At 53.3% G+C, this 24,403-nt stretch carries 24 protein-coding genes; 10 read left to right on the forward strand and 14 right to left on the reverse strand.

Annotated elements, in window-relative coordinates; translation table 11 throughout:
• Positions 1 to 50 precede the first annotated feature (50 nt).
• Positions 51 to 1,526 carry a glucose-6-phosphate dehydrogenase gene (gene zwf / locus K6123_RS08385; RefSeq protein ID WP_221796504.1) on the reverse strand — a complete coding sequence of 492 codons (1,476 nt, stop codon included), beginning with the start codon at positions 1,524 to 1,526 and terminating at the stop codon, positions 51 to 53.
• A gap of 283 nt (positions 1,527 to 1,809) precedes the next feature.
• Between zwf and K6123_RS08390 the strand changes: the two genes are divergently transcribed.
• From K6123_RS08390 to K6123_RS08400, 3 genes are all read left to right on the forward strand, one after another.
• A complete protein-coding gene (locus K6123_RS08390) occupies positions 1,810 to 3,054 on the forward strand; it encodes an ABC transporter substrate-binding protein (RefSeq protein WP_221796506.1) in 1,245 nt (414 codons plus the stop codon).
• Between the two features lie 310 nt (positions 3,055 to 3,364).
• Positions 3,365 to 4,612, forward strand: a complete 1,248-nt coding sequence (locus K6123_RS08395; protein WP_221796508.1) for an ammonium transporter — start codon at positions 3,365 to 3,367, stop codon at positions 4,610 to 4,612.
• Positions 4,613 to 4,823: 211 nt separating this feature from the next.
• The gene (locus K6123_RS08400; RefSeq protein WP_221796510.1) at positions 4,824 to 5,207 is read left to right on the forward strand and encodes a DUF3127 domain-containing protein; all 384 of its coding nucleotides are present in this window, start codon (positions 4,824 to 4,826) and stop codon (positions 5,205 to 5,207) included.
• 63 nt (positions 5,208 to 5,270) lie between these two features.
• Here the strand turns inward: K6123_RS08400 and K6123_RS08405 are convergent, their stop codons facing one another.
• The 3 genes from K6123_RS08405 to K6123_RS08415 form a co-directional block, all read right to left on the reverse strand.
• Positions 5,271 to 5,792 carry a hypothetical protein gene (locus tag K6123_RS08405; RefSeq protein WP_221796512.1) on the reverse strand — a complete coding sequence of 174 codons (522 nt, stop codon included), beginning with the start codon at positions 5,790 to 5,792 and terminating at the stop codon, positions 5,271 to 5,273.
• A 4-nt stretch (positions 5,793 to 5,796) separates the two neighbouring features.
• Entirely contained in the window at positions 5,797 to 6,075 is a 279-nt protein-coding gene (locus K6123_RS08410; RefSeq protein WP_221796514.1) for a L,D-transpeptidase family protein, read from the reverse strand.
• Between the two features lie 443 nt (positions 6,076 to 6,518).
• Complete coding sequence (locus K6123_RS08415; protein WP_221796515.1) at positions 6,519 to 6,674, reverse strand: hypothetical protein; 156 nt, start codon at positions 6,672 to 6,674, stop codon at positions 6,519 to 6,521.
• A 589-nt stretch (positions 6,675 to 7,263) separates the two neighbouring features.
• Between K6123_RS08415 and K6123_RS08420 the strand changes: the two genes are divergently transcribed.
• From K6123_RS08420 to K6123_RS08430, 3 genes are read left to right on the forward strand one after another with little or no spacing between them, the layout of a single operon-like run.
• Positions 7,264 to 8,310 (forward strand): TRAP transporter substrate-binding protein, encoded by a 1,047-nt coding sequence (locus K6123_RS08420; RefSeq protein WP_221796517.1) that lies wholly within the window; start codon positions 7,264 to 7,266, stop codon positions 8,308 to 8,310.
• Positions 8,311 to 8,327: 17 nt separating this feature from the next.
• A complete protein-coding gene (locus tag K6123_RS08425) occupies positions 8,328 to 8,837 on the forward strand; it encodes a TRAP transporter small permease (protein ID WP_221796519.1) in 510 nt (169 codons plus the stop codon).
• A complete protein-coding gene (locus tag K6123_RS08430) occupies positions 8,834 to 10,123 on the forward strand; it encodes a TRAP transporter large permease (protein WP_221796521.1) in 1,290 nt (429 codons plus the stop codon). Before K6123_RS08425 ends, K6123_RS08430 begins: the two co-directional genes overlap by 4 nt.
• Before the next feature lies 1 nt (position 10,124).
• Here the strand turns inward: K6123_RS08430 and K6123_RS08435 are convergent, their stop codons facing one another.
• From K6123_RS08435 to K6123_RS08455, 5 genes are all read right to left on the reverse strand, one after another.
• Positions 10,125 to 11,189, reverse strand: a complete 1,065-nt coding sequence (locus K6123_RS08435) for a GlxA family transcriptional regulator (RefSeq protein ID WP_221796523.1) — start codon at positions 11,187 to 11,189, stop codon at positions 10,125 to 10,127.
• A 392-nt stretch (positions 11,190 to 11,581) separates the two neighbouring features.
• Positions 11,582 to 12,895 carry a TRAP transporter large permease gene (locus K6123_RS08440; protein ID WP_221796525.1) on the reverse strand — a complete coding sequence of 438 codons (1,314 nt, stop codon included), beginning with the start codon at positions 12,893 to 12,895 and terminating at the stop codon, positions 11,582 to 11,584.
• The gene (locus K6123_RS08445; protein ID WP_221796527.1) at positions 12,895 to 13,419 is read right to left on the reverse strand and encodes a TRAP transporter small permease subunit; all 525 of its coding nucleotides are present in this window, start codon (positions 13,417 to 13,419) and stop codon (positions 12,895 to 12,897) included. Before K6123_RS08445 ends, K6123_RS08440 begins: the two co-directional genes overlap by 1 nt.
• Positions 13,420 to 13,423: 4 nt before the next feature.
• Entirely contained in the window at positions 13,424 to 14,401 is a 978-nt protein-coding gene (locus K6123_RS08450) for a TRAP transporter substrate-binding protein (protein WP_221796528.1), read from the reverse strand.
• Between the two features lie 504 nt (positions 14,402 to 14,905).
• The gene (locus tag K6123_RS08455) at positions 14,906 to 15,055 is read right to left on the reverse strand and encodes a hypothetical protein (protein WP_221796530.1); all 150 of its coding nucleotides are present in this window, start codon (positions 15,053 to 15,055) and stop codon (positions 14,906 to 14,908) included.
• Between the two features lie 487 nt (positions 15,056 to 15,542).
• Here K6123_RS08455 and K6123_RS08460 point away from each other — a divergent pair, with 487 nt between their 5' ends.
• Positions 15,543 to 15,893 carry a cupin domain-containing protein gene (locus K6123_RS08460; RefSeq protein ID WP_221796532.1) on the forward strand — a complete coding sequence of 117 codons (351 nt, stop codon included), beginning with the start codon at positions 15,543 to 15,545 and terminating at the stop codon, positions 15,891 to 15,893.
• Positions 15,894 to 16,111: 218 nt separating this feature from the next.
• Complete coding sequence (locus K6123_RS08465) at positions 16,112 to 17,509, forward strand: aldehyde dehydrogenase family protein (protein WP_221796534.1); 1,398 nt, start codon at positions 16,112 to 16,114, stop codon at positions 17,507 to 17,509.
• 378 nt (positions 17,510 to 17,887) lie between these two features.
• On the opposite strand, the gene K6123_RS08470 is transcribed toward K6123_RS08465, so the two are convergent.
• Positions 17,888 to 18,469, reverse strand: a complete 582-nt coding sequence (locus K6123_RS08470; protein WP_221796536.1) for a hypothetical protein — start codon at positions 18,467 to 18,469, stop codon at positions 17,888 to 17,890.
• 188 nt (positions 18,470 to 18,657) lie between these two features.
• On the opposite strand from K6123_RS08470, the gene K6123_RS08475 reads away from it, so the two are divergent.
• Entirely contained in the window at positions 18,658 to 18,993 is a 336-nt protein-coding gene (locus K6123_RS08475) for a hypothetical protein (RefSeq protein ID WP_221796538.1), read from the forward strand.
• A gap of 88 nt (positions 18,994 to 19,081) precedes the next feature.
• On the opposite strand, the gene K6123_RS08480 is transcribed toward K6123_RS08475, so the two are convergent.
• Positions 19,082 to 20,437, reverse strand: coding sequence for an alanine/glycine:cation symporter family protein (locus K6123_RS08480; RefSeq protein WP_221796540.1), 1,356 nt, complete (start codon positions 20,435 to 20,437; stop codon positions 19,082 to 19,084).
• Between the two features lie 351 nt (positions 20,438 to 20,788).
• Here K6123_RS08480 and K6123_RS08485 point away from each other — a divergent pair, with 351 nt between their 5' ends.
• Positions 20,789 to 21,202, forward strand: coding sequence for a PH domain-containing protein (locus K6123_RS08485; RefSeq protein ID WP_221796542.1), 414 nt, complete (start codon positions 20,789 to 20,791; stop codon positions 21,200 to 21,202).
• 104 nt (positions 21,203 to 21,306) lie between these two features.
• Here the strand turns inward: K6123_RS08485 and K6123_RS08490 are convergent, their stop codons facing one another.
• From K6123_RS08490 to K6123_RS08500, 3 genes are read right to left on the reverse strand one after another with little or no spacing between them, the layout of a single operon-like run.
• A complete protein-coding gene (locus K6123_RS08490) occupies positions 21,307 to 22,635 on the reverse strand; it encodes an MATE family efflux transporter (protein WP_221796544.1) in 1,329 nt (442 codons plus the stop codon).
• A 55-nt stretch (positions 22,636 to 22,690) separates the two neighbouring features.
• A complete protein-coding gene (locus K6123_RS08495; RefSeq protein ID WP_221796547.1) occupies positions 22,691 to 23,503 on the reverse strand; it encodes an ABC transporter permease in 813 nt (270 codons plus the stop codon).
• 1 nt (position 23,504) lies between these two features.
• A complete protein-coding gene (locus K6123_RS08500) occupies positions 23,505 to 24,398 on the reverse strand; it encodes an ABC transporter permease (RefSeq protein ID WP_221796550.1) in 894 nt (297 codons plus the stop codon).
• Positions 24,399 to 24,403: the final 5 nt, after the last annotated feature.

The raw sequence follows: 24,403 nt of genomic DNA on the forward strand, positions 1-24,403 counted from the left end.
CCAGCGGCTGGAAACTGAATGCAAGATGCGCTCCGGGCAGTTTTGTGGGATTAGCCCGCAGGCAAATCCTCGTGCCAGCAGTGGCCATTTTTCATCGTCAGCAAGTCCGCCCCTTTCGGCCCCCAGCTACCGGCGGGATAAGGCTGTGGCGGAGTGCTGTCATTGGCCCACTGGGCCTGCAGCTGATCGACCCACTGCCAGGCGTATTCGATTTCGTCACGCCGCACAAACAGGTTCTGGTTGTCGCGGATCACTTCCAGCAGCAAACGCTCGTAGGCATCCGGGATGCGGCGGTTGCCAAAGTCGTGGGCAAAATCCAGTCGCAATGAACCGGCCTTGAGGCCATTGTCGTGACCAAGATCCTGATCCTGATTGAGGATCTGCAGCGAGATACCTTCGTCTGGCTGCAAACGGATGGTGAGCCGGTTGTGGGCCTGGTTACGCTGCTCTTCGTCAAATATATAGTGGCTGGGCGGTTTGAAGTGCACGGTAATCTGCGACAGCTTTTTCTTCATGCGTTTGCCGGTACGCAAATAGAAGGGTACACCAGCCCAGCGCCAGTTGCGGATTTCGGCCTTGATCGCCACAAAGGTTTCGGTACAGCTGTCCTGATTGGCTCCGGGTTCATTGAGGTAGCCGGGGACCGGCTTGTCATCAATCTGGCCATCGACATAACGACCGCGCACCACTTCCCGGTTGGGGCCGCTGGCGATCACCGGGCTGAGTGCCTGTAACACCTTTACCTTTTCGTTGCGAATGGCATTGGCACTGAGGTTCAGCGGTGGGTCCATGGCGGTCAGACAGAGCAGCTGCAACAGGTGGTTCTGCACCATGTCGCGCATCTGACCGGCTTCATCAAAATAGCCCCAGCGGCCTTCAATACCTACTTTCTCCGCTACCGTAATTTCGATATGGGAGATGTTCTTGCACGACCACTGGTTGCCAAACAGCGGGTTGGCAAACCGCAGCGCCAGCAGGTTTTGCACGGTTTCCTTGCCGAGGTAATGGTCGATACGGAAGATCTGGCGCTCTTCAAAATAGCGGCCAACGTATTCGTTGATGCGGTTGGACGACTCGGTGTCGTGACCGAGTGGTTTTTCCAGCACCACACGGGATTGGCCATTGAGGCAACCGGCATTGTGCAAGTGCTCGCTCACCAGCCCGAACAGGCTGGCAGCGGTGGCAAAATAAAATACCCGTTCCTGCGAGCCGCTTTCCAATTGCTGCGCCAGCGGCTGATATTGCTCTGGCTGTTTGAAATCGACCTGCACATAACTCAGGCGTTTGGCAAAGGCGTCGAGCTCGCTGTCGCTACGGTAATCGGCCGCCACAAAGCGCTGCAGGCTGGCCAGACAGGTCTGAATAAACGCCGTACTGTCCTGCTCATTACGGGCGACGCCAACAATGCGGCTGTGCTCGTGCAACAGTCCGGCGCGTGCCAGTTGAAACAGGGCAGGAATCAATTTGCGCTGGGTGAGGTCTCCCAGTGCGCCAAATATGACGATGTCACAAGCTTGGGAACTCATGCTGTTCTCGGTAGCAATAAAAAGATGCTTTTTGGTGATTATTTAACAAATCTGATCTGATATTAGGCAGCTGCTATTTTGGATTCAAATGGATTTTTGTGAAATTTACGTAACTGTTTCGGTAGGACATTGGTTCGTCACTGATGCAGTTGAGCACCATCAATACTGACACGGCGCAAGGCATGGCAGGTCTGTCGGCCTTGTTGCTGCGGCCATGCTAACCTCAGACAAGTGCTGTCTGGTTATAGACAGCAGAATAACAGGCATAAAAAGGACTGGGACTATGCATAGAATTGCAGCTTTGCTGCTGTTGACGATTCTGATGACCGCCAACGCCAGGGCAGGCGATGTGGAAGTGCTGCACTTTCTGACATCGGCTGGCGAAGCGTCGGCCATTCAGGTTTTGAAACAACAGCTGGAGCAGCAGGGCCATCACTGGAAAGACGCCAGCGTAACGGGTGGCGGCGGTGATTCCGCCATGGTGGCCTTGCAAGCGCGCATTGTCGCCGGTTTTCCCCCTTCGGCTGCACAGCTCAAGGGACCTTTGATCCAGCAATGGGCGCGTGAGGGCTTGTTGACTGAGCTGGACGACGTTGCCGTTGCCGGACACTGGGATCAACGCTTGCCTGAAGTGATACGTGAGCTGGTGACTTATCAGGGGCACTACGTCGCCGTGCCTATCAATATTCATCGGGTTAATGGCTTGTGGGCCAATCCGGCGCTGTTTCGGCAATACGGGCTGGCCATTCCGACCAGCTGGGATGAGTTTTTCGATGTCGCCAGGCAACTGCAGGAATACGGTATCACGCCGCTGGCTCAAGGCGGGCAAGCCTGGCAGGACGGTACCCTGTTCGAAGTGATGGCGCTGGGCATTGGCGGCGCGGATTTCTATCGCCGTGCACTGGTTGAGCTGGACCCGGCCGCATTGAGCGGGCCAACCATGATCAAGGTGTTTGAAACCTTTAAACGCAGCCGCGATTTTATCGATGCTGATGTGCTCGGCCGCGACTGGAACATTGCCACCAGTATGGTGGTGAACGGTCAGGCAGCGATGCAGATCATGGGTGACTGGGCCAAAGGCGAATTCACCAGTGCTGGCAAAAACCCCGGGGTGGACTTTGTTTGTATCGCTGCACCCGATACCAGCGACGGCTTTATCTATAACGTCGACAGCTTTGCCATGTTCCAGCTCAGCGGCGACAGCGCCCGCCAGGCGCAGGCGGATATGGCAAAACTGATGATGGAACCGGCATTCCAGCAGGCTTTTAACCTTGCCAAGGGATCGATTCCGGCGCGTCAGGGGATGGATCGTAAGCCGTTTGACAGCTGCGCCCAGGCCAGCATGAACGATTTTATGGCGGCCGCTGCAATGGGCAAGCTGGTGCCCTCCATTGCTCACGGCATGGCCCAGACACCCGCTATCCGCGATCTGATTGTCAGCTCAACCAGCCGTTTCTATCACAGCCGGACGATGACCGCGTCACAGGCCGTTGCGCAAATGGCCAAAGGGATTCAGGCGCTGCGTTGAACAGGACCGCTGAGTCGGGCTTCAGCGTCATTGTCGATTTGCTCTGGAATCCAGGTGCGAGTCGGATCAGCGGGCAGCATTTTTCCTGAAAACTGCGCAAATAAGACCTTCAACCAACTGATATTTATGACTTATTCCTGTGCAGAATAAAAATATCATGTAGTTCTTTGGTGCATCCTCAAAAGCCAAAAGGGCACTTTGGCGGCAAGACTGGGGGTTTTATGTCGATTTCTGTCAGTTGGCATGCTTCTTTCATATTCCTAAAAAGAAATAAAAATTCTTAATATGAAAGAGTCAGGAGCAGTCCTTTATGGATACATTACCGATCGAGTTGTCGTACGCGCTCGATACCTTCTATTTCCTCATGTGCACCGTGCTGGTGATGTGGATGGCGGCCGGTTTCGCCATGCTCGAAGCCGGTCTGGTACGAGGCAAAAACACGGTTGAAATTCTTAACAAGAACGCCTTGCTGTATGGCATCGCCTGTATTGTTTATTTGTTGGTTGGCTACAACATCATGTATCCGGCGGACCCGGTAAACAGCTTTATTCCGGGCTTGTCGATGCTGCTGGGCGACGACAACACCGTGGCTGCTGTCACCGCTGGTGGTGATGACGCGCCTTATTACTCCAGCATGGCTGACTTTATCTTCCAGGCCGTTTTTGCTGCCGCGACCATGTCGATTGTGTCCGGTGCCGTGGCCGAGCGTATGCGCCTGTGGCCTTTCCTGGCGTTTTCCGTGGTTATGGTTGCGGTGATTTATCCGGTTGAAGGCTACTGGAAATGGGGCGGTGGTTTCCTCGACGAACTGGGCTTCCAGGACTTCGCGGGTTCTGTGGTGGTTCACATGGCTGGCGCTTCCGCGGCGTTGGCGGCGGTACTGCTGGTTGGTCCACGCAAGGGACGCTATGGTCCTAATGGTGAAGTTCGGGCGATTCCCGGTGCCAACCTGCCAATGGCGACGCTCGGCATGTTCATTCTGTGGATGGGCTGGTTCGGCTTTAACGGCGGTTCCGAGCTGAAAATTGCCAATGTTGATGAAGCCAACGCAGTGGCCAAAATCTTTGTCAACACCAACGCCGCGGCGGCTGCCGGTATGGTGGCTGCGGCACTGTTTGCCCGTTTGCTGTTCGGCAAGACTGACCTGACCATGACGATCAACGGTGCCTTGGCCGGTCTGGTCGCGATTACCGCTGAACCATTGCAGCCAGGTGCTGGCATGGCCTCTGTGATTGGTGCGGTCGGTGGTCTGGTGGTGGTGATTTCTGTACTGACCATGGACAAGCTCAAGCTGGATGACCCGGTTGGTGCGATTTCTGTCCACGGTGCCGCTGGTATCTGGGGCATTTTCGCTGTGCTGCTGAGCAACGAGGACGCCACCTTTATGGGCCAGTTGATTGGTACTGCGGCGACTTTCGCCTGGATGTTTGTTGCTTCCTTCATCACGCTGCTGGTGATCAAGGCGATCATTGGCCTGCGCGTGAGCGAGGAAGAAGAAATGGAAGGTATGGACAAGCACGAATGCGGAATGGAAGCCTATCCGGAATTCCAGAAGTAATCGTCCTGCCTGACAACGAGCATGGTGGCCGGGAGGTTTCCCGGTGGCCTGCGCCCCCCGCAACGTCGGCCTTCGGGCCGACGTCTTATATTTTCCGCCTGAACCGCCAGCGTATCGATTTGTGACAGCCGCCGGAGAAAATCCGCCGCTGCGGTTTTTGTTACCGGTATCAATGTTATGATTCCCGGCAAATTTCACAGGTGAGTTACTCATGTCCAAAAGCTTCGAAGTCCAGGGTGTTGTGCACTCGATCGACGAAACCAAATCCTACGGTCAGAACGGTTTTACCAAGCGTGAATTCGTCATCAAGCTGACTGGCGAAGGTGAGCGCGCTGAATATCCTAACTACGTGGCTTTTGAGCTGGTGAAGGACAAGTGCGCCCTGATGGATCAGTTCCAGCCTGGCGACGAACTGATGGTGACCTTCAATCTGACTGGCCGTTTGTGGAATTCTCCGGGCAAGCCGGAAAAATGTTTCACCAGCCTGCAAGCCTGGCGAGTGGAAGCCGCCGGTGGTAACCAGCCTGTGGCTAATAATGGCGGTGGCCCATTCTCCCAGATGATGCCGGACTACGACGAAGACGTACCGTTCTGAGTTCAGGCTTACCGGCTGCCTCTGTGAGGCAGCCGGTAAGCTCAAGTGTTGCCAGGCAGTGTTCTATTTGAATTCTGACAGGCATGAGTCGGTGTCGCTGGAATTGAAGTCCTTTTCCAGATTTTGCTTCAGGTTACGAATAAAAGCGGGTTTACCTTCGCTTCCTGTTTCTTCAAATCCGAAGTGGCTGTTAAAGAAATCACAGGCCGTAGTCAGAAAAAAAGGCAAATCCTTCAATACTTTCATGAACTGCTTTTCGTTGTGCTGGTATACAGGGAGCAGGTCGGATCTCAGGTATTCCTGAAAAGCAGCATTGTTGTGATCGTTGGAATATCTGGCAAATAAAAGAATCAGCTTGATATCGTCTTCATTTAGCTGGCCCGGTGGATTGTCTTTTTGCAGCAGTGACAGGTAGATACTTTCCAGCTGTTTGAATGTCTTCAGTTCGTTGTCTGGCAGCTGATTTAAATAGGCTTTGAACAGGTAGCTTTCATCAGCTGAAAGAGGCTGATCCATAGCGGCTGAAAGCGCCTGGTTGGCACCTAGCGATAGTAGCAGGACAATCATCGCTGAAATAACTTTCATGGGATTATCCTGTGATAGTCACTGTTACGTTCTGGGCATCTTTGGAATCGATCGAGTTATAAATTTCAATTATTTTTTCTTCATCAACAACGATACAGCCATCCGACCAGTTTTCGTATGGGGGTTTGCCCATATGAATAAAAATACCCGTGAAGCCTTCTACCTTTGGTATGAAAATGGCCTCCCGAGGTAGTCCTTTGGAGTTTTTCTTTCTGGCCATGGTTGTTGCTGAACATTTTGGATAAACACCGGCAGGAATTTTTTGCTCAGATTCCAATAGCATGTACAGCTGACTTCTTTGCCGTTACCAACAAACTTCAAGGTGCCGCTTTTATCATTTCTCAAAATACTGATTTTATAGTCCATAACGTCAACTCCTTTTGGGTTCAAGCTAACGCCAATCAACGATGATTTCCTCCTGTTCGTGCCAATACGGGACCTTGCTCTGATTTTGAAGAGCCGGGGAGGAATCAATGTGATGGTTTTATGAGTTTTGAACTTGAAGAGTGGCTTCGTTAGCAAACAACCGGCAGGTAAAGCCAGTACATCAGCAGAATGAAATGTGATCTTACGGAGATTGTAAAACGAGCTGCGTTTGGGATGTTTTGAGAGGTCTTGCGGAGGAGTTTGGTCTTTCGCCCCAGGTTGTGCCTGACAGCAAGGAGGAGTTGTTCTTGGTTCCTTACAGTCGGCCGATCACCTGGCGGGTATCAGGTTGTTGGGCTCTTAGTGAGCAGCAACCAGTTTTTCAGTTTTCTTGCTGGTCAGGGCAACTTTAACTTTGGCAAACAGGGAAGAGAAGATTTCAGCCAGCAGAGCGGAACGGGCAGCTTTGGCGTCAGCGATGGCTTTTTCTACGTCTACTACGAATTCGTTGGTCATTTTGTATTCCTCAAAAGGTTGTTGTCTGTCGATGAGTGCATAGTGCACTAGACCTTGGTCTTAAAAAAGCGAGTGTTTTTCAGCTTAATGATGAGAAAAACTAACTTGTAATGGCTATTTGGTATTTCTGTGACATTTTCATGAACTGGGTCACAACAGATAAACCCGCATAGATACTGGATTTATAGCCTGTTTGATCAAAAACGACCCAATTGTCAGACAAACGTCAAAAGGCAAATTTTTTGCGCTTATGAGTATTTCGTTGATGGAACTCGATTAATGACTTTATGGAATCAATCTTGCTGGAACGCCGCGTGGTAACCAGCGCATGTCTGTAATTGCCATTAATGTGTCGCTATTGAGCTGTTGTGCAAAAGGATTTCATTGGATGGTAGTGCTCTCCGATTCTGTCTGGGAATTTGCGGTTGTCAGGGCAATGCTGCCAAAGCCCCCTTTCTTGTTATTGATCGCCTGATTGCGACAGATCCGTCGCAGCCAGTCGAATCGTCTGGCAATAGCCTCCATAGCATCCATAGAACACCTGTCCAAGCCTGCGTTGCAGGTCAGCCAACAGCTATGGAGTACCTTTATGGGTTTATTCAAAAAACTGGTCATGGGATCCACCCTGCTCGGCAGCATTGCGTTAACCGCAAGTGCGCTGGCAGATGACGTGCGGGTTCTGAAGTTTCACAGTGGTCTGGCGCAAACGCGCCCGGAAGCGGCCTATATCGAAAAATTCGCCGAGCGGGTAAAGGAAAAAACCCACGGCAGTCTGCAGGTTGAGGTGTATCACGCCGGTTCTCTGGGCCTGAAAGAAGCCGATATGCTGCGTATTCTCAAGGCCGGTATGGTGGATATGGCGCTGATGTACGGTGAGTACTACAAGCGCGATGCACCAGCGTTGGCGTCTGTTTATGCGCAGGGCGCAATTACTGAGTCATCCCAGCATCTGGCGCTGCTGCCAACCCTGCGCAGCATCTACCGTGAAGCCTATGCTGGCTGGGGTATCCATACCGCTGGCGGCGTGGTGGCACCGGTATTTGATGTGGGCCTGCACTGCAAGGAGCCGGTCGATTCGCTGGAGCAACTGAAAGACAAGAAAGTGCGGGTATGGTCCGGTCACCTGGTCGATACCTTCAAGAAACTGGGCATTTCCGCTCAGGTGATTGGCCAGAACGATATGTATCTGGCGCTGCAAACCGGAGTGGTTGATTGTGCCTATTACCTGTCGACAGTGGCCAAAACCGTCTCGCTGCAGGAAGTGACCAAATACGAATCCTACCTGCACCCCTGGGCAGCCTCACCATGGATGTTTGGTGTCAGCGACAAGACCTGGGATTCCCTGACCCCTGAACAGCAGCAGGCCATCACTGACGCCGGTGAAGAAACCTGGCAGGAAAGCAAGGCAGTCGCCGTCGATCCGGCTCGCGAAGCGGCCGCTCGTGAAGAACGCAAACAGCTGGGCATTACCGTCTTGCCACCATTCAGCGATGCCGATGTGAAGACCTTTGTGGCAGCTGCCATGGATGCCTGGAAAGAAATGGCCGAGAAGTCTGGTGAGAAAGGTATGGAGTACTACAACACCGTCTCCACCCTGGCCCAGCAACAACAGCAGTTAACGGCCAAGGCCGAATAACCGGACCGGTTTGATCGATGACTGGTTTGCTGTCAAAAGCCCTGGATCGTATGGTCCAGGCGCTGTTCTACATCGGGGTACTGGCTGGCGCCGCCATGGCGTTGCTGATTCTGGCCAGTGCCCTGTTGCGTTATCTGGCCGGAGCGCCGATTTCCTTTTCTGACGAGCTGGCAGGGTTGCTGTTCGTAACGCTGGCATTTACCACCTTTCCCTACGTGATGGATCGTGCCGAGCATATCCGGCTGACGATTCTGACCGAGCGATTTGGTCCATTAGGGCAGCGGCTCTGCCGCTTTGGTGCTTGCCTGATCTTTTTTACCTTTGCCTCGGTGTTTGTTTATGAGTCCTGGAATTTCATGGACTTCTCGAAAATGATCGAGTCCCGTTCGGACGTCAGTGGCCTGCTGTTGTGGCCCTGGATGGCGCTGATGCCAGCGGCCATGGCGGTGTGTTTGCTGGTTGAGTTGCGGGCGCTGTGGCGGCTGATTACCACGGGTGAAATCCAGACCGGGGAGGAGCGTATATGAGCTGGATGATTCTGGGTTCCAGTCTGGCGGTGTTGCTTGCCAGTGGTGCCCTGCTGGGGGCAGCATTGGGCCTGACCGGCTTTATTCTGCTGCACTTTATGGCCAATGGAGCGACATCGCTGGCGATCAACTCGGCCTGGAACCTGCTGACAGACTTTACCCTCAGCGCCGTACCGCTGTTTATTATGCTGGGCGATATTCTGCTGGCCAGTGGTGTTTCAACCCGGGTGTATAACGGCCTGACGCCGCTGTTTCGCTGCCTGCCGGGGCAATTGCTGCATACCAATATTGCCGTTTGTACCCTGTTCGGTGCGGTGAGTGGTTCCAGTACCTCAACGGCTGCGGCGATTGGTTCGGTCAGTTACCCGGAACTGAAACAGCGCGGTTATGAACCCAACATGGTGGTGGGGTCTCTGGCGGCCGGTGGCACCTTGGGATTGCTGATTCCCCCGAGTCTGTCGTTGCTGATTTATGGTGCTACCCAGGAAGTGTCGATTGGCCGTCTGTTCCTCGCTGGCTTGCTGCCGGGGCTAATGATCTCGACGGCATTTTTTGTCTGGATCTATATCCGTGCCCGTGTTGGCAGCCAGGTCGCTCCAGCAAACACCGAGCCCTTCAGCTGGAAAGACGTTGGTCAGGGCTTGCTGCAGGTATGGCCGTTGCCGATCCTGATTTTCTTTGTGCTGGGCACCATTTATATGGGCATTGCAACGCCCACCGAAGCGGCTGCGATGGGCGTTGGTGTATCTGTGTTGTTGGGCTTTTTCTGGGGCGATTTGACCTGGAAACTGCTGTGGCAGGCACTGCGCAGCAGCGCCATGATGTTCAGTGCGGTGGCGCTGATTCTGGTCGGCACTGTGATTCTGGCACAGGCGGTTAGCCTGTTGGGGTTGCCGCGTGAAGCCGTCGGCATGATTTCCGAACTGGGGCTGGATCGTTACGGCGTGTTGTTGATGGTAGTGGTTGTCTATCTGGTGTTAGGTTGTTTCTTCGATGGCATTTCATTGCTGTTGATGACGCTGCCGATCACCTTCCCGATGGTCACCAGCCTCGGCTTTGATCCGGTCTGGTTCGGCATTGTGGTGACCCTGCTGATGGAAGTCGGCATGATCACGCCACCGGTTGGCCTCAACCTGTTTGTGCTGAGTTCGATCACCAAAGGCGATGTCAGTGTGCCGTCAGCAGCCTGGGCATCCTTGCCTTACTGGCTGATTCTGTTGGCAGCGGTGGCCGTATTGACGCTGTTTCCGCAGATTACCCTGTGGTTGCCGGAGGTTTTGTCCTGAGCTAGCGAGATGGCAGTACCCGGGCGTCGATTGGCCGGATGCCAAAGAAGCGTCGGAAACTGCGACTGAAGTGGCTGGAGCTGACAAAGCCGCTGGCAACAGACACTTCAGTAATCGGCAGATTGGTTTGTTGCAGCAGCTGGCGGGCATGATTCAGCCGCAGCTCCATGTAATAACGCGCAGGAGAGGCACTGGTGTGGTTGTTGAACAGCCGCTCCAGCTGCCGCCGAGAGGTGCCAACCAGCTCTGCCAGTTCGTCGATGCCCAATGGCTCATCGATATTATTCTGCATCAGCCGGATCGACTCTTTCAGAATTTCCGGCACCCGCAAGCCATCGAGTAATGGATTGCCACTGCTGGATGGCGTGCGACCACGGTCCTTGCCGATTACCTCTTCAACCGCATCGGCACAACGCTGGCCATGCTGGCTGGCGACCCATGCCAGCATCATATCCAGCACACTGTTCGGGCCGGCACAGCTGAGCCTTTGATGACCAACCTGCCAGGTTTTACTGGCCAGGGGCTGAGTCGGAAAGCGTTCGCTCATCAGTGCGTGGTTGTCCTGATGAATGGCAATCTCGATGTCGCTCATCACCCCGGCTTCGGCCAGATAATAGGCACCGTTCCAGATGCCACACAGAGTGGCGCCGACCATGGCGGCCTGCTGCAGTTTTTGTGACAGCAACGGGTGGTGCTCCAGCCGGTTACGGTAGCCGCCGCAAATTACCAGCAGCGTATCCTGATCCAGCTGCAAGTCGGCCAGCACGCCCTGGGTCGGCAGGCTGAAGGCTAAATCAGACATCACCTCCGGGCGTTCGACCCCCCAGGTCTGCACTTCATAGTGCTTGACCGGATTCACCAGATTGGTGGTGATCAACACATCGACGGCGACGGAAAAGGCGGACATCGAAAAGTGCTCCAACAACACCACGGCCACTTTCCGATGGTTGCCAGGTTCAGCCGTGGGTCCGCCATTACGAACGTAAGCGTGGTTGGCATTGCGGTAAGGGCTCTTGAAGTTGGTCGCTGGGCTGACGGCAGGGCTGGCGGCTGAGGAGATATTCATGTATGCGTGCCTTTGATAAATATCTGTCTATGACTGTCAGGTAGATAGTTTTCCTGGTGGTAAATAGCAGCTTGCGTGCCAGCAGGGTCCGCTGGCAAGCCAGATCAGATGAATGTGTGATAAAAACTGTGTTTACAGGGAATTTGTCGTATTTATCTGACTGGTTTAGTAGGAAATTGGACCGTGCTGGCCATAGACACATAACTGCATGATTAAACAGGTGTATACAATATAACTCACTGGATGATTATAGGGCGATCACCGGACTGAATTGGTGCGGCATCGGCAGGCTTGTGAATACCGCAAGTTTGCTTTTGGTGCATCTATCGGCTGTCTGATGTCTTTCGCGTATTCGAATAGCCGTCATTCCAGACCTGCTCTGGAATCCACGCTTACCCCGATAATCCTGGTAGCCACAGCACGATGGCTGGGAATAGGGCAATCAATAGCGCTGCCAGACACATCAAGGCAAAAAACGGCAGTGCCGCAATCGCCACCTTGCCGAGTTTTTCACCGGTCAGCCCCTGCAATACAAACAGGTTGAAGCCGACTGGCGGAGTGATCTGGCCAATTTCCACCATGATCACCAGAAACACGCCGAACCAGATGGGGTCGATACCGGCCTGCAACACCAGTGGCATGGTGATCGGCAAGCTCATTACGGTGATGGAAATGCCGTCCAGAAACAGCCCCAGCACAATATAAAACAGCGCCAGAATCAGCAGCAGCTGAGCCGGATTCAGATCCATGCCGCCAATCACCTTGGCGATATCCTGGGGAATGTGCAGGTAACCGACGGCAGTGGCCAATAATGCGGCACACACCAGAATCGAACACACCATCACACTGCTGACCAGCGCCGAACGGGTGGCGTCGATAAACAGCTGCCAGCTGAGCTGGCGTTCAAATGCCAGCAACAGCACGGCAGCACCCAAACCAACGGCAGCGGCTTCCGACGGTGTGGCCAGGCCGCTGTAAATAGAACCAATCACCACCACAATCAGCCCCAATACCGGTGCCAGCAAGCCGAGACTTTGCAACAGGGTTACCTGATTGGTGGATTCTGATCGGGATTGACGGGGTGCCTTGTGCGGATGAATCAAAGCCTGAACCAGCAAATAGCCGGAGTAGAGCGCAGCGATCAGCAAACCCGGCAGCACACCGGCCATAAAGAGTTTACTGATCGACACTTCCGCCTGTACGCCATAAACAATCATCACAATTGACGGCGGAATCAGCAGCCCGAGGCTGCCAGCACCGGCCAGCGAGCCAATCGACAGCTGGCGGTCATAACCACGTTGCTGCAACTCTCGGGTGGTGATCTTGCCAACCGTAGCGGTGGTTGCCGAACTGGAGCCACTCACTGCCGCGAACAAGGTACAGCCAAAAATATTGGTATGCAGAATGCCGCCGGGAATACGGCGGGCAAAGGGCTCCAGCCCCTTGAACAGGCGTTCGGATATATCCGAACGGAAGATCAGTTCGCCCATCAGAATAAACAATGGAATGGCCGATAACTCCCACGAATTTCCGGCCCGGAACAGCACCCGCGTCAGCGTCACGCTGATGCGCTGAAAACTGAAATCACCGAGCCAGAACAGCGACAACACCGACACCAGCACCAACCCGGCAAACACCCAGGTGCCAAAGCCCAGCACAATAAAAATCAGTGCCACCAGGCCAAGAGTGGTTGTCAGGGTATCCATTATTCGACTCCCGAATGACCGTCGATAACGTAGCGGGGCGGCTGCCGATAGAGCGCCAGACTGAGTACCCGCGCCAGCAGGCTGAGACAGAAAATCACCAGCCCGATCAACACCAGGGCTTCCGGAATCCAGATCGGGGTATCCGCCAGTGAGCCACTGCTGATACCGCGTTTGAAGCTGCGTTCGACGTTCTGCAACCAGCTCCAGCTGAGCCAGCTGAACATCACCAGACAGGTTGTTGATACCAGCAAATCGGCCAACACCGCAGCACCATCGGGCAAGCGACTGGTGAGCATATCGACCCGGATCAGCCCGGCGCGCTCAAGGCTGTAGCCAAGCCCAAAAAACGTCATGGTGGCAACCGCATAACCAACAAACTCGTTCAGTACAAAGGTCGAGGAATCAAAAAAGCGCAGCACGATCTCCAGCAGAATATGCCCGGCCATGTAAATCATCAGGGCGCCAGCGATGAAACCGGCGACCTGATTGATACGCTTGACCAGCAAAATAAACAGGCGTGCCATGGGCTTATTCGGCTGTCAGTTGCTTGAGGATTTTGGCGCCGGTAGCCCCAGTGCTTTTCAGCCATTCATCCAGCGCAGGTTGAGCTGCTGCCTTGAGCTTGGCCGCCATGGCTGGATCAATCTCGGTAATGATGTTGACCTTGTGTTCGCTCAATTCGGCGTAGTTCTGCTGCAGACGGTTACGTACGGTTTGCCAGTTGTGGGCGTCGGTACGCTTGGCGGCGTCCAGAATCGCTTGCTGATCAGCCTCTGACAGCTCGTCGAAGGTATCGCGGTTCATATGCACCATATTCAGCGGAATGGCGTAACGGATTTCGCTGTAGCTGCTCAAATGCTCCCAGAAGCTGCCATTGGCACCAGCTTCCGCAGATGTCAGTACCGAGCTGATACCACCGGTCGACAGTTGCGGAATCACATCCGCCCACGACAACAGTACCGGCGCCGCACCAGCTTCCTTGAAAGTGATGGTACCGTTCTTGTCGTAGGTACGGATTTTCAGGTTCTGCAGGCTGGCCACTGAATTGACCGGCACTTTCGACCAGATACCGCTGGCAGGCCATGGCGAGGCGTACAGCAAAATCTGGCCGTTATCTTCAAACACCTTTTCATAGTATGGCCGGGCGATCTGATACAGCTTTTCAGCCTGATCGACGCTATTCACCACAAATGGCAATGACGACAGCAGGAAGATCGGATCAATACCGCCCATGGTGCCCGCCAGGGTATCCGCCAGCTGAATGGCGTTATCGGCCACCGCATAGAAATGGTCAGCGGATTTGAAACCCAGCGCGCCACTGGTGTGCAAGGTGATTTCGACGTCATCACTGCTCAGTTCTTTCACCTGTTCGATGAAATAGGCATCGCCCTGGGCGTGAATCGACTGGTCGTTATATTCGTTGGAAAACTCCAGGCTGGCGGCAAAGCTGGTCGCGGCGGACAGGCTCAAGAGGCTGGCGGTAAGCAGGTTGCGTAGTGGCTGCATGGTGGTCTCCGGCTGCGAGGATTCTTGATAGCCCTAGCAGACGGGATTTCAGCCATTCCCAATTGACCAGTCACGGAGTCTGCTGGCCTGTTTCCGCCAGAATGTCCGCAGTGGAATTTCAGTTGTGGTGGAGATAGTGCGTTGTGCCGTGGCCAGCGATTACCCGGCTTGGCGATGAGCGTGGCCATCTTGTGTGAAGCACCGGTGCGTAGGGTCGGGACATGTCCCGACAGCTGCTGTGATGTTTTCAACGGTCGTTGTCCAGGCATGTATTTTCAATGCCGTTCGCAGCAGGTTTAGCGATGGGTATAGAGGGAGCCAGATAAGGAAATATTCGGTTTCAGTCGGTCTTGCAGAGGGATATGTTCAGAGGTCGTGCGGGGATAAATCAGCGGACTTGCGCCCCAGGTTGTGCCTGACAGTAAGGAATCTGGTTAACCGAAATTGGTTTGGGTCCTTACAGTCGGCCGTTCACCTGGCGGGTATTGGTTTGCTCAGCTCTGCTTAGTGAGCAGCAACCATTTTTTCAGCTTTCTTCAGGGATACTTTGGTTTTGGCAACCAGGGAAGAACAGATGTCAGCCAGCAGGGCAGTACGAGCGGCTTTGGCGTCTTCGATGGCTTTTTCTACGTCTACTACATAAGCGTTGTTCATAGCGTCTACCTCAAGGGTTGTTGTCTGTGCGTGTTGTCTTTCGATAAGTGCATAGTAGTTCCGGCCAGACTTTTGAAAAAGCGATGCTTTTTCACGCTAATGCTGAGAAAAACTGATCAATAATTATCTGGAAAACATCTGGCCAGCATTTGTAATCACCATGGGAATCTGGAAAACCCTTATAGATAAAGGCCTATAGCCAGTTTTTGACAAAACATGGAAACCATTCTGTTACTCTCTGGTTACATTTAAAGCCAAGTTTTTTGATCTTGTTACCAGGTGGTTTGCGGATAGATTTCGGGCGGTTGTGGGGTGATTTGGGGGTTCTCGTTGGAAGGCGGTCGTAGTCGGGCAATTGTCATGATCCGCATTTCAACAAGAGTAAAGTATCCCCGTGGAGGTAGCTTATGGAGCCCTTGCTGTCGGTATAATTCGAACAATTACTCGGTTTATCCGGGTGCTACAGAGACTGCTTTCAAGGATCCTTATGAAAACCCTGCAACGTATTACCCCTTCCTGCCGCATGCCAAACAGCCCGATCAAGCCCGAGCGGGTTTTGTCTGGCGACCCTAAAGAACTGCTGCTGAACCTGTTCACCAATAGAGACAACAATTTCCACTGTGGTGTGTGGTCGTCGGACTCTGGCCAGTGGCGGGTGCAATACACCGAAGACGAGTTTTGCTACATCGTTAAAGGCCGGGCGATTATTCGCTCCGATGGTGGCGCGGTTGAGGAAGTGACTGCCGGTCAGGCCTTTGTGATTCCCGCCGGTTTCAGCGGTAGCTGGGAAACTGTTGGCCAGGTGCAGAAGTTTTACGCCGTTTACGAAGCCCACTGAGGCGTCAGACTGTTCAGCGCCAGTGACCGGATATGGCCAGAGAACTTGGCGCAGCGGGAGAATCCCTGTACAAGGCCCTTCATAAAGGAAACAGGCGTCTGATGCCGGTATCGCGGTCTGGTTGCCGTCGCTGCCTGTTCCGCAAAGTCATACTCAATAGTGGGCCGGTGGGTCTGCGACGAGAGGAACGATGCAGGGGAAACTATGCAGGGGGAACTATGCTGACATCCACTAACCCGGCCACCGGACTGGTGCTGGAACAATACCCGGCTCTGCAAGCTGAAGAACTGAACGACCGTATCAATCAGGCGGCAGATGCCTGGCCAGGCTGGAATCTGGCACGCATGAACCTGCGCAGCAAGGTGATGATGGCGGTGGCCGAAAAGCTGCGCGACCAGACTCAGGAGCTGGCCGAACTGATGGCGCTGGAAATGGGCAAACCGATACGGCAAGGGCGGCGTGAAGTTGCCCAGGCGATCGAATGCGTGGAGTACTTTGCCAATCAGGCGGCGGTTTATCTGGGCAGTGAACATGTTGATACCAGCCCTGATAGCGGCTCCGAGAGCCCCCGCGACCACTATGTTACCTATCAGCCGATCGGCCCGGTGCTGGGTGTTGTTGATGCCAGCGAACCGGTCTGGCAGGCATTCCGCTTCCTGGCACCAACCCTGATGGCCGGTAACACCTGTGTGCTCAAACACGCGGCTCAGGTACAGGGCACTGCCAACCTGATCGTCGAACTCATTCAACAGGTGTGTGGCCGCATGAAAGTGCCGGATGCCCGCATCGTCGTCAACTTGCCGATTGCCGATAGCGAGGTTGCAGCAGCCATTCGCCATCCGGCGATTCAGGGTTTGTCGTTCGCTGGCTCCAGCCCGGTTGGCGCTCAGCTGGCAGCCGTGGCGGCTTCGGCAATCAAACGAACAGTACTGCAACTGTCGGGTTCTGACGCCTGTATTGTGATGGCCGATGGCGACCTCGAACAGGCGGTCGATATGGCACTGCAGTCGCGCATGAAAAACAGCGGTCAGTCTGGCCTGGCGGTCAAACGCGTGCTGGTAGAAGCGCCAGTCTATCAACAGGTGATCGAGCTGCTAAAACAGCGTATGGCCAAACTACAGGTCGGCGATCCGCTGCTGCAGGACTCGGATATCGGCCCGATCGCCCGTCAGGAGTTACTCAACACCCTGCAGCATCAGGTCACCGCATCGATTGCTGCGGGCGCCAAATGCCTGCTGGGTGGAGAACCTTTGGCGCGGCCGGGTTTTTATTACCCGCCAACCCTGCTGGTAGACGTACAGCCAGGCATGCCTGCTTTTGACGAAGAAACCTTCGGGCCGGTATTGGCCGTCACCTGTGTGGATACATTCGAGCAAGCGTTAGCCGTCGCCAACCAGACTCGCTATGGCCTTGCTGCCAGCATCTGGACCCGTACACCGCGTAACAAGCGGCAGGCTATTCTGAATCTGCAGGCGGGGCAGGTTGCCATCAATGGTATGGTCAAAACCGACCCACGGCTGCCATCCGGCGGTATCAAACAATCCGGCTACGGCCGCGAACTGGGGCCACAGGGAATTCGCGAATTTACCAACGCCAAACAGGTTTGGGTTGGCTAGGTAGAGAGGTTGTCACTATTGATCTGATCGAACCCGCTCAAATGGCGGTTTTTTGATTATTTTAGTGGTTTTTTGACCAGAACATCAGATAAACGGCTATCAGGTTTAGAATAACACCGGCAAGAAAAAATCCTGACAGTGATTTATAAAAGTAATTTATGTAGTCTCTTTTTTTAAATAACCATATGCCAAGTGCCAGTAATGCTGATAAAAATACATGTGTTATTGTATATGGGATCACTGAATAATAACTGACTTTTACGCCAGGTTCATAAATAGATGTTAATACGTGGTTGAAGTATATGAAGCTTATGATAAATATTATGCTGCTTGAGAACGCAAATATTTTTGTACGCATTTTAAACACTCCTGATTGGATTATTTCTTCTTGAAATCTTTCCAAAATGCCTTTCCGGACTTATAAATTCTACCTGCAGCTTTCTTTTTGTACTCTTGGATGTCAAGCAATACTGATATATTTCTATTTTCTGTAAATTCCTTGCTTCTGGATTCTGCGATGATTCCACCTTTATATATTTCGTATGTTATTTTAAATGTTCCTTTTTGCTTTAACGGGGCTGTTCCCATTGTGATTAAACCGGTGGTGAACTCTGCGTAGCCTCGACCAGATGCGGTCATACTTAATGAAATAGTTATTTTTAGTCCATTTTTGATTTTATCAGGATCAATTTCATTAATAGTAAATGATTTATCGCCATTAAATTCTTTCAGAATGCGTTTTTTTAAATAATTTTTCTCGATCTTCTTGGCTTTTTTTAGACAATGGTCCCAATCACAGCCTGGGTAACTTTTATCCTGATAAACCTGACTATCGTCTACTGCTAAATTCAGCTTTTCCTTTGCATGGCTTAAAGGAGAAATAAAGCACATTATCAGTATTGTCAGTATCAGTTTTTTTATATGTTGTGAATCCTTTTGATATTCTGATTGTAAGTCCATTTTATCTCATTAAGTCAGGTGGAAAATAAGTAAAAGGTTTATTTGATGCCCTGATTTGGCTCTTCTTTTTGATAGGCAGAACACTGAGTTTTAACAATTTTGGGCTGCACATGTCAATGCTTCATGATATGTGCATGGAATTTGGTATGTAATGGACTTGAATCTGAATTCGACCGGTGCTTTTAGCAATGTATAATTTGGGATTCGATTCGGCTCTGATTTCTACACTCGTGATTATTATGAAACCAGTGATATGTACGGTTTGTGGTAAAGCACCAAAATCTTCTCAGGACGGTGACTGGCTTGCGTTTGCAGATTTTAAAGCCAGCGAGGTTTCTGATTTGTCTCATCCAGGAGGGCTGGAATATTTCTGTGGCGAGCACCTGGATGCGGCACGTCGTCTGCAAGGAATGATCGCCATCGAAGCGATAGGTGAATTACAGCGGCAGTTTGATTCTGTGTCACAGACGAATGCTGCTCAAAATACTCCCAAGCCGGTTTGGAAACGCTGGCTGGGGCTGTAACTGCTTTGCCTGCAATGCGAGGCAGAAAGTACCAGACCAACTGCACTGCCATCCGCGCAGCTGGCCTGCTTCAATCAGGTGAATGTCATCATCCCTGTGACTTGATGAAGTACTCACGAGTCAATTTGAAAACGACCGGGCTGAGCAGCGCCAGTGCGATCAGGTTTGGAATTGCCATCATGGCATTCAGGGTATCGGCCAACAGCCAGACGGTGTCGAGGCTGACGACGGTGCCCAGTGGTACTGCCAGAATCCAGAGGATGCGAAATGGCAGGATCACTTTCACGCCGAACAGGTATTCGGCACAACGTTCGCCGTAGAGGCTCCAGCCCAGAATGGTGGTGAAGGCAAAAATCGCCAGTGCGACGGCCACCAGATAGTTACCCACGCCGGGCAAGGCAGCGGCAAAGGCAGCGGAAGTCAGGTCGGCACCGGAAGCACCAGAAGTCCAGGCACCGGAGGTGATGATCACCAGACCGGTGATGGAGCAGATCACGATGGTGTCGATAAAGGTACCCAGCATGGCGATCAGGCCCTGACGAATCGGGTCTTTGGTTTGTGAAGCGGCGTGGGCGATGGGTGCTGAACCCAGACCGGCTTCGTTGGAAAATACCCCGCGTGCGACACCAAAACGAATGGCTGCCCAAACTGCTGCGCCGGCAAAGCCACCTTCAGCGGCAGATTCAGTGAAGGCATATTTGATGATCAGGCTCAGCGCATGGGGAATCTCAGCGGCATTGATGGCCAGTACGATCAGGCCAATCACCAGATAACCCACTGCCATCAAAGGTACCAGGGCTCCAGCAACGGAGCCGATCCGTTTGATACCGCCCAGCAAGACTGCGCCGGTTAACACCATCAGTACCAGGCCAGTAATCCAGGAGGGGACCGCAAAGGTGCTTTCGAGTACGGAAGCGACCGAGTTGGATTGTACGGTATTGCCGATACCAAACCCGGCGATGGTGCCAAAAATGGCGAAAGCCGCGCCCATCCATGCCCAGTTCTTGCCGAGGCCGTTTTTGATGTAGTACATGGGGCCGCCAACGTGGTTGCCGTCGGCATCGACTTCACGGTATTTCACCGCCAGCACAGCTTCCGCGTATTTCGTTGCCATGCCGACCAGCGCAGTACACCACATCCAGAACAAGGCACCAGGGCCACCCAGAAAAACGGCGGTTGCCACACCGGCGATGTTACCGGTACCGACCGTGGCCGACATGGCGGTCATCAGGGCCTGAAAGGGGGAAATATCGCCTTCGGATTTGTCGGATTCGGCTGTCTGGCGGCCACTCCACATCAGGCTGAAGCCGGTGCCTAATTTTCGTATAGGCATCAATTTGAGGCCGATCTGCAGGAACAGACCGACGCCAAGGATGAGTACCAGCATCATGGGTCCCCACACCACGCCATTTATGGCGCCGACCCATTGGTTAAATAATTCCATGTGTAATCCCGTGCTTTTTTAATTTTGATCTTTTAATAATCCGTTTAACGCGATGGTTAAAAGGATTTCGCTACCATAGTTAAATTTCAGCAGGGATTTTTTCTGAATTTTACGTGTAATTTGGGTGGTGGAACTGGTTTTTGAAAGACACAATACCCCGGTGTAGATAAATTATTTTTTAGCCAGATCAAAAGGTAACTTTGTCGGCCAGCTATTTGTATATAAATGTCAGATTGCGCATTCAGGATTGATCGGACGGGGTGGAATTTCCGATGGTCAGCGTTGTCCTTTTCTGGCTGAATTATTGTCAGCGGTGACAACATGACAATGCGTACCACAAGGAGCTAACGGGTGTCCTATATCGAAAATTCGCTCTCCAAAGGCGAAAAAATCTACCGGGTTTTTGAACATCACTGGGTGATCAAATTCTTTCTGGTGCTACACCTGATCCTGTGTCTGACGGTGGTGTGGATTCCGGTAGCGCTGTACTACTGGCTGAGCTGGAAATTCACCGAACAGGGCGTCACCAACAAGCGGGTGATTCGCAAGAGCGGCATTATTTCCCGCAAGACGGATGAGATGAAGCTGGGCGCGATTGAAGCGATCGAGATCAACCAGGGCATCTGGGGGCGGATTCTGGGATTCGGCACGCTGACCATCTCCGGCCGCGGTGACGGCGATGTGGTCATGACCTGGATGGCGAATCCGGTCAAGGCCAAACGGGATATTGAGAGTGCCGATTATGAGGAAGCGGCGACGGATTGATTCGCTGTTTTCTGGTTCCTGTGTTCCAACGAGGAATACCTCGTTCAGGTGCAATATGTCTGCGGCTATTGGCACCCTGCCGATAGCCCTGTTGCTCCCGGTTACTACACCCTCAAGGCACAACGATCTTGCTGCCATTGTTTCCAGAACATAGGCAACAGAATCAGAAACAACACCGTGGTTGAGGTCGGCAGTACCAGCCAGACGCCATCAATTCCCAGCCACCAGGGCAGTATCAGGAAAAACGGAATCTGGATGGCGATATTCCCCACCGAGACAAACAGCGAGCGGCGGCCCTGATCAAGCGCCTGAAAATACACGGCAGACAGCACCAGCAAGCCGTCGATGGTCATGGCGTACAAATGCAGATACATGCCGTTGCGGGCGACTTCGGTTAATTGCGGGTTGTCGTTCGAGAACAAACTGATCAGCCATTCCGGCGCCAGATACACCAGCGCTGTCCAGCTCAGCCCGGCGACCAGAATCACCTGAATCGCCAACGTGATGGTGGTGTGCACCCGTTGCGGGTTGCCACGGCCATGATGAAAGCTGACCAGTGGCTGCATGCCATTGGCGACGCCTTCCGAGAGAAAATAAAACAGCATCATCAAATAACCGGCGATGGCCAGTGCCGCCACATCCAGCGGCGTCCCCAGACGCATCAGCAGAGCGTTGTGGATACTGATATCGACTCCGGCATAGATATACATGATAAAGGTCGAGGCACCGAGCCCGACGACGCGTTTGGCAAAAGCCAGATCAGGCAGCATTTCCGCCCGGCGTAAGCGCAGTTGTGGGCTGTAGCGACAGAAATACAACAAGCCGCCAGCCAGTGCTGCGGCTTTGGCAACGATACTGGCCAGCGCGGCACCGGCGACCCCTTGGTCGAGCCAGCTCACCAGCAGCCAGTCACCGATCAGATTCACCAGGGCACTGCTGGCCATGATCAGCGTAGAAACCATTGGGCTGCCGTCGTTACGCACCATCATTGGCAGCGCAATGGCGACCAGATTGATCACACAGCCTGCCGCAAATACACCGGAATAGAGCTGTGCCAGCCGGGCGGTTTCACCGGCGCTGCCTTGCAGTTGCAGCAAGGGGCCATCCGCCAGCATCACGATCAGCGCGCACACTGGCCCCAACAGCAAACAGAGACCAACGCTGCGGTTGAGAATCCGCTGTGCCTGATCGTGCTCGCCAGCACCACGATGAATCGACATCAGGCTGCCACCGGCAGCGCCGATCATCAGGCCAACGCCGATCACTGCACAGATGATCGGCCATGACAGGGTGATGGCGGCCAGCCCCTGATAGCCGACGTGGCTGCCAACAAAGGCAGCGTCGACCAGTTCGTTGAGGCCATTGACCATCAGCGCGCCGATCGACGGTAGGGTGTAGCGCCAGAATTCGCGCTGAACACTCGGTTGAGTCATGCTTGTTGCTTGTCCTTTACAAGGGCCTTGCCCGGGCTTTTGCCTGAACTTGTGATCAGGCGGTGGCAGCCAGCAACTGTTGTTGCCGTTTGGCTGCGCGTTTGGTCATCAGCGAACTGGTCACTGCAACGGCCGTTACCAGTACAATCAGCAAGGTCGACAGTGCGTTGATCTCGGGTTTAACACCTGTTCGAATTTCCGAGAACACCCGCATTGGCAGGGTAGTGATACCCGGCCCGGTTGTGAACGTGGTGACCACCAGATTGTCGAGCGACAGTGCAAAGGCCAGCAAAAAGGCCGAAATTACCGCTGGCAGAATCGCTGGCAGGGTGGCGTGAAAAAACGCCATTACCGGGCCGCAACCGAGATCACGGGCAGCTTCTTCCGTCGCAATATCAAACTCGGCCATGCGGGCCGTCACAATCACAGAGACAAAGCACATCGAAAAGGTAGTGTGGGCAATAATCACGGTAAGGAAACCGCGCTCCACCCCCATGGCAATAAACAGCAGCAACAGCGCCAGGCCGGTAATCACCTCCGGCAATACCAGTGGCGCAATCGTCATGCCGATAAACAGCGAGCGGCCGCGGAATTTACGCATGCGGGTCACCACCAGGCTGATCATGATGCCCAGAATGGTTGCCAGCACCGACGACACCAGCGCAATCCGCAAGGTGGTCCAGGCCGGGCCCCAATAGGTGCCGTTGTTGAACAGCGCCTGATACCAGCGCAGTGACGGATGCGACCACAGGGTCACCATCTCGGAATCATTAAAGCTGTAGATCACCAGTACCAGAATCGGCAGGTACATAAAGGCCAGCCCGAAGGTCAGCGCGGTAATGCCAAACCAGGTCAGATTACGATTCATATCAGGACTCCGCGTTACGGTTCTGGAAGAACTGGTACAACACAATGGGCACCACCAGTACCAGCATCAGCAAAACTGAAATGGACGCTGCCAGTGGCCAGTCGCCGTTGGAGAAAAACTCATTCCATAACACCCGTCCGATAACTGGCGTGGAGGAGTTACCTAGCAGGCTTGGCACTATGTATTCGCCGGTCACTGGCACAAAGACCAGGAAGCAACCGGCCAGAATGCCGGGGCGGCTGAGTGGCAGGGTGACTCTCACAAAGGAGCCAATATGGCTGCAGCCAAGATCGCGCGAGGCTTCGTAAACACTGTTGTCGAGCTTCTCTAACGTGGCGTAGATCGGGAAGATCATCAGCGGCAGATAGGCGTACACCAGCCCCAGGTAGGTTGCGAAATCGGTGTTGAGAATGCGGATTGGGGTATCAATAACGCCCAGCGCCAGCAGGATCTGGTTAATCACGCCCTGGTTGCTGAGCAAGACAATCCAGGCATAGATGCGAATCAGGAAGGAGCACCAGAAGGTCAGGTTGATGGCCATAATCAGGTTTGGCTTCCAGCTGCCCGGCGCTGACGCAATGGCATAGGCAATCGGGTACCCCAGCAGCAGGCACAGCAAGGTCGTCACGAACGACATTTTCAAACTGTTGAGATACGAGGTGAAGTAGACCTCGTCTTCCAGCACCATCTGGAAGTTTTCAAAATCCAGCTGGCTGAAATATTGCCAGATACCTGCCAGCCCTTGCTGTACATCCAGTACTGGGGCGTAGGGTGGAATGGCAATCGCGGGATCGGACAGGGAAATCCCCATCACAATCACAAACGGAATCAGGAAAAATAGCAGCAGCCAGCTGTAGGGGACGCCAATCAGCATCCAGCGACGTTGTGCAGACATGATGA

The sequence above is a fragment of the Oceanobacter mangrovi genome, assembly GCF_019740315.1.
GTDB lineage: Bacteria > Pseudomonadota > Gammaproteobacteria > Pseudomonadales > Oceanobacteraceae > Oceanobacter > Oceanobacter mangrovi.